Raw genomic sequence first — 5,421 nt, forward strand, 5'->3', positions numbered from 1 at the left:
ACGGGCAGCCTGGGCGGCACGGGCGGCCTGCTCGGCCTCGGCAGCCTCCCGGGCCGCCTTTGCGGCAGCCGCCTTGCGGGCGGCTTCGGCACGCGCTGCGGCCGCGCGCAGCTTGGCCAGCAGTTGTTCCAGGCCCTTGGCATCGCGCCCGAGGGCCCGCTCGCGGTCGCTGCGGTCGCGATAGCGGCGGTCCAGGCCGGACACCACCCCGGCCCGCTCCCGGCGATCGGCCTGGAGCCCGGCGAGCTCCGTCTCCAGCTGCGCGCGGGTGGCTTCCAGCTGCGCCTTGCGGGCGACAATTTCCTGTTCAACCGCCTCCATCGTGCGCACGCTCGCGGCCAGCTCGGCGATCCGGCCGGCGCGGTGGCGCTGCAGGTAGCGGTGGTAGGTCAGTACCCGGTTGGCATCGGCTAGCCGGTCCTGTGCCAGCAGCGCCTTGAGCGGTGCGTCCTCGCGTTCGCGGTAGGCCGCCCGCAGCAGCGACTTCAACTGTTCGCGCTGCATGCCCAGGCGGGCCTGCATCTGTTCGCGCCGCTGCTGCAGGTCGGCCAGCGCCTGCTCGTCCGCGGCCAGGCGTTGGCGGGTCTCGCGCAGGCGCCGGGTGGAGGTCCCGACTGCTTCGTCGGCCTGGCGCAGGGCCCGTGCCGCGCCGCCCCGCTCACCCTCCAGCTTGCGGCGCTCGGCGGCCACCGAGTCGAGTTCGCGGCGGACGGTCTCCAGCCGTTGTTGCGCCGAGCGTGCGTCCTGCGCCGGCGCCGGGGCGACAACCGCGGCCAGCAGCATCGCCAATATCGAGCGGCGCCAGGCGCGCATCAACCGGCGGCGCCATCCGCGACAAGCAGCGACCGGCCGGACATGTCCGCCGGCTGCGGCAGGCCGAGCAACTCCAGCACCGTCGGCGCCACGTCGCGCAGCGCACCTCCAGCGCGCAGGCCCGCGGCGCGCGGCCCCATGTACACGAAGGGCACCGGCCCCACGGTATGCGCGGTATGGGCTTGCCCGGTGCTGGCATCACGCATCATTTCAAGGTTTCCGTGGTCGGCCGTCACCAGCAGCGCGCCGCCGGCATCGCCCACCGCGCGCACGATGGCCCCGATCGCCACGTCGACCGCCTCGGCTGCCAACACCGCTGCGGCCAGGTTGCCGGTGTGGCCGACCATGTCGGGATTGGCGATGTTGCACACGGCCAGGTCGAAGTCGCGGTTGCGCACCGCCGCCACCAGGCGCTCGGTGACTTCCGGACAGCTCATCTCCGGCTGCAGGTCATAGGTGGCGACCTTCGGGCTGGGCACCAGGATGCGGTCCTCGCCCTCGAACGGCGCCTCGCGACCGCCGCTGAAGAAAAATGTCACGTGGGCGTACTTCTCGGTCTCGGCGATACGCAACTGGCGCAGGCCGGCGGTGGAGACCACCTCGCCCAGCGTGTCACGCAGGTCGTCGGGGGCGAACGCGACCTGGGCCGGCAGCCTCGCGTCGTATTCGGTCAGGCAGACGAACCGCGACAGGTGCGGACGACGCGCCTCGAAGCCATGGAAACCGTCGGCCACGAAAGCACCCGCGAGCTGCCGGGCACGGTCGGCGCGAAAGTTCATGAACACCAGCGCGTCGCCGTCGCGCATGGTCGCGCCATCGTCGATCACGGTGGGCAGAACGAATTCGTCGTTCTCGCCGCGGGCGTAGGCGTCGGCCAGCGCGGTCCGCGCATCGGGCGCGTGGTGGTCGCTGGACGCCTCCACCATCGCGTCCCACGCGCGCCGCAGCCGGTCCCAGCGCTGGTCGCGGTCCATGGCGTAGTAGCGGCCGCTGATGGAGGCGATCCGGGCGTTGCCGGTGGCGTCGCAGGCGGCCTGCAGGGCGTCGATGCTGGGCGCGGCCGACCTGGGCGGCATGTCGCGGCCATCAAGGAAAGCGTGCACGGCGACCTTTGGGACCCCTTCGCGGGCGGCCAGGGCGATCATGGCGTGCAGGTGGCGTTCGTGGCTGTGCACGCCGCCCGGCGACAGCAGGCCCATCAGGTGCAGGGTGCGCCCTTCTTTCCTTGCGTCATGGCACGCGGCAAGCAACTGCGCATTGGTGTCGAAGCTGCCGTCCTCGATGGCGGCGTCGATCCGGGTCAGGTCCTGGTAGACGATTCGGCCGGCGCCCAGGTTCATGTGGCCGACCTCCGAGTTGCCCATCTGCCCGTCCGGCAGCCCCACGTGGCGACCCTCCGTGTGGATGAGCGTGTGCGGGGAGGCGGACACGAGGGCGTCCCAGTTCGGCAGGTGGGCCTGGGCCAGTGCGTTGTCCTCCCGTTCCTCGCGGTGGCCCCACCCGTCCAGGATCAACAGCACGACGGGGCGGATGGCGGCTTGGGACGGGCGCGGATCGACGGGCACTGAAGGGTCCGGTGACTAAAGGCAGGTGCCGATTGTATCCAAGCAGGTTAAACCTGAGCCCCGGTCGCGGCATCACACGCGCACTGTCCAAGGAATCGACCATGACCCGCATCCGCATCGCACGTCCCCTGCCCCTCTCCCTGTCGCCCGTCGCTCTGTCGATCGCGCTCGCCCTGTGCGCGGCGCCGGCGCTGGCGCAGACCAGCATCGACAAAGTCAACGGCAGCATCACCGCCGAAGCCGGCCAGGCCTATGGCGACCTGCAGACCGTCAATGGCAGCATCCGGATCGAGGCCGGCGCTCGCGTCGCCGACGTCGGCACCGTCAACGGCAGCGTCAAGGTGGCGGAGAACGCCGTCGTCGAAAGCCTTTCGACGGTCAACGGAAGCATCCGTGCCGACGCTGGACTGGACGCCGAGGGTGACGTGGGCACGGTCAACGGCAGCGTCTTCATCGGTCGCGGCGGGTCCATCGGCGGAGACGTCGGCACTGTCAACGGTTCCATCGGGCTGGTCGACGTGGACCTGGCCGGCGGCATCGAGACCGTCAATGGCGACCTGACCGTCGGCGCCGGTTCCCACGTGCGTGGCGGGATCCGCTACACCAAGCCCAGTCGTAACTGGATCGGGTTCGGCAAGAAGCGCGATCCGCGCGTGATCATCGGACCGGGCGCCCGCGTCGATGGGCCGCTGGTCTTCGAGCGCAAGGTCAGGCTGTACGTGCACAGCACCGCCCGCATCGGCGCGGTGACCGGCGCGACCGCGCAGCGCTACGAGGGCGATCGCGCGCCGCGCGACTGATACGGACCTTCCAGCGCCTGAATAGCGGTAGCGCCACCACGCCGCGGGGGCGGTTCCGCCGCTCCCGCGGGTGCCCTAGCGGAGGGGCACCACGTGGGGCATAGAATGGGGATTCCGCCGACACCCTCGGCCGTATCGGAGCTCCCATGACTCGCACTCCGCTTTCCACCGCCACCTCGCTGGTGGCCGCCGCGCTGGTGCTCGCGGCCTGCAACAAGCCGGCCGATGCGCCGGAACCCACCGCCACCGACCCCGCCGCCTCGAGCACGGCCGAGCACACGTTCGAACCGGCAATCACCGTCGAGGACTTCCGGAGCCACGTGCGCACGCTGTCCTCGGACGAGTTCGCCGGACGCGCGCCGGGCAGCATCGGCGAGGAAAAGACCGTCGAGTACCTGACCGCGCAGTTCCAGCGCCTGGGACTGAAGCCGGGCAACGGCGACAGCTACCTGCAGAACGTCGACATGGTCGAGACCACGGCCGACGAATCGACCACGCTCGAGCTTGACGTCAAGGGGGAGCCCCGCACGCTGGCGTTCGGTACCGAGATGATGGTCGGCACCCGTACCGGGCAACCACAGGTCGACATCAATGACAGCGAACTGGTGTTCGTCGGCTACGGCGTGAACGCGCCGGAGCTTGGCTGGAACGACTACGAAGGGGTCGATGTCGAAGGAAAGACCGTGGTCATGTTCGTCAACGACCCGGGTTTCCACGCCAAGGATGCCGAGCTGTTCGAAGGCAACCGGATGACCTACTACGGGCGCTGGACCTACAAGTATGAAGAGGCGGCGCGCCAAGGGGCGGCCGCGGCGCTGATCATCCATGACGATGCGGGCGCCTCCTACGGCTGGGACGTGGTCAAGAACTCGTGGTCGGGACCGCAGTTCGACCTTTCGGTAAAAGACGACCCCGAGCCCCGACTTCCCGCGCAGGGCTGGCTCACCGGCGAGGCCGCGCGCGACCTGCTGGGCGACCTCGGCCACGACCTGGACGCGCTGTACGCCGCAGCCAACAAGCCGGGGTTCAAGGCGATCCCGCTGGACGCGCGCCTCTCCCTCTCGTTGAAGAGCACGACTTCGCAGAAGAGCTCGCCCAACCTGGTTGCGGTCCTGCCCGGCGCCACGCGGCCGGAAGAAACCATCGTCTACATGGGCCATTGGGACCACCTGGGCCAGCATGAGGGCGAGGGCGACACGATCTACAACGGCGCCGTGGACAACGCCACCGGCATTGCCGGCATCCTGGAGATCGCCGAGGCGTTCGTGCACCAGAATCCCAAGCCCGACCGTTCCATCATGCTGCTGGCGGTGACGCTGGAGGAATCGGGTCTGCTGGGTTCCAAGTACTACGTGGCCAACCCGACGGTGCCGCTGGACCAGACCGTGGCGGTGATCAACCTCGACGCCATGTCGGTGTCGGGTCCGTCGCGCGACTTCACCGTGGTCGGCATGGGGAACTCCGAGCTGGAAGACCTGCTCAAGACGCAGGCCGACACCCAGCAGCGCGTGCTCCGCGAGGAGTCGTCACCGCAGAGCGGCTTCTACTTCCGCTCCGACCATTTCAACTTCGCCAAGGCCGGCGTGCCCGCGCTGTATGCGAAGGGTGGTGACGACCTGGTCGATGGCGGCACGGAAGCGGGCCAGGCCGCACAGGCCGACTACCGCGACAAGCGCTACCACCAGGTCGGCGACGAGTTCGACGAGAGCTGGAACCTCGAAGGTGCAGTGCAGGACCTGCAGGCCCTCTACGGCGTAGGCCAGGCCCTGGCGGGCAGCGAGCAGTGGCCCCGCTGGTACGAGGGCAACCCGTTCCTGGCTGCACAGCAGAAGCTGAGGCCGGCTGTGACGGAGTAATACCGCACCCGGTGGGACGCACTACATGCAGCATTACGAGGAACGGCGCCCTTCCAGGCGCCGTTTCCTTTTTTGACATGAGCTCGGAAACAGTCTGCCAACAGACCATGTAGCTGATGCACGCCTTCGCGCGGTACTCGCCACACCGGGACTGAACCGCGTTCCGCAGGATGCCGAATAGGGAAATCGCCATTGGCCGCACCACGAGGCGCCGGCGTGGTAAGCGTGGGCCTGTTTGCCCGCCGCGGAGCGGACGTAGTGATTGTGGGCGGATCGCCGCCGCGGGTGCTCTGAGCGCTTGAGCGGTCCGATCGTCTGATCGATCAGATCACGCCGGGCGCCGCCTGAGGGCGCATCGCCCCGCCCCGACGGACGTCGCTGCTACCT

4 protein-coding genes and 1 pseudogene are annotated in these 5,421 nt (G+C 69.3%); 3 read left to right on the forward strand and 2 right to left on the reverse strand.

The features are described 5' to 3' along the window. The coding region (locus ACJQWL_RS13890) for a murein hydrolase activator EnvC family protein (protein ID WP_411300971.1) at positions 1 to 813 on the reverse strand (813 nt) is incomplete at its 3' end. After that, on the reverse strand, positions 813 to 2,378 hold the full coding sequence (gpmI, locus tag ACJQWL_RS13895; protein ID WP_330969965.1) for a 2,3-bisphosphoglycerate-independent phosphoglycerate mutase: 1,566 nt from the start codon (positions 2,376 to 2,378) through the stop codon (positions 813 to 815). The genes ACJQWL_RS13890 and gpmI, both read right to left, overlap by 1 nt. Before the next feature lie 101 nt (positions 2,379 to 2,479). On the opposite strand from gpmI, the gene ACJQWL_RS13900 reads away from it, so the two are divergent. The 3 genes and pseudogenes from ACJQWL_RS13900 to ACJQWL_RS13910 all read left to right on the forward strand — a co-directional run. Continuing rightward, positions 2,480 to 3,178, forward strand: coding sequence for a DUF4097 family beta strand repeat-containing protein (locus ACJQWL_RS13900; protein WP_330969964.1), 699 nt, complete (start codon positions 2,480 to 2,482; stop codon positions 3,176 to 3,178). A 146-nt stretch (positions 3,179 to 3,324) separates the two neighbouring features. Then, a complete protein-coding gene (locus ACJQWL_RS13905) occupies positions 3,325 to 5,034 on the forward strand; it encodes a M28 family metallopeptidase (RefSeq protein ID WP_330969963.1) in 1,710 nt (569 codons plus the stop codon). A 213-nt stretch (positions 5,035 to 5,247) separates the two neighbouring features. After that, a pseudogene (locus ACJQWL_RS13910) lies at positions 5,248 to 5,328 on the forward strand (ribose-5-phosphate isomerase RpiA); the annotation flags it as partial. Between the last annotated feature and the right edge of the window lie 93 nt (positions 5,329 to 5,421).

The sequence above is a fragment of the Novilysobacter viscosus genome (assembly GCF_046600715.1).
In the GTDB taxonomy this organism is placed as follows: Bacteria; Pseudomonadota; Gammaproteobacteria; order Xanthomonadales; family Xanthomonadaceae; genus Lysobacter_C; species Lysobacter_C viscosus.

Bases quoted from the DNA above. Each gene is read 5' to 3' on its own strand.
- ACJQWL_RS13905 (WP_330969963.1), top strand. From the start codon at position 3,325: ATGACTCGCACTCCGCTTTCCACCGCCACCTCGCTGGTGGCCGCCGCG.
- ACJQWL_RS13900 (WP_330969964.1), top strand. From the start codon at position 2,480: ATGACCCGCATCCGCATCGCACGTCCCCTGCCCCTCTCCCTGTCGCCC.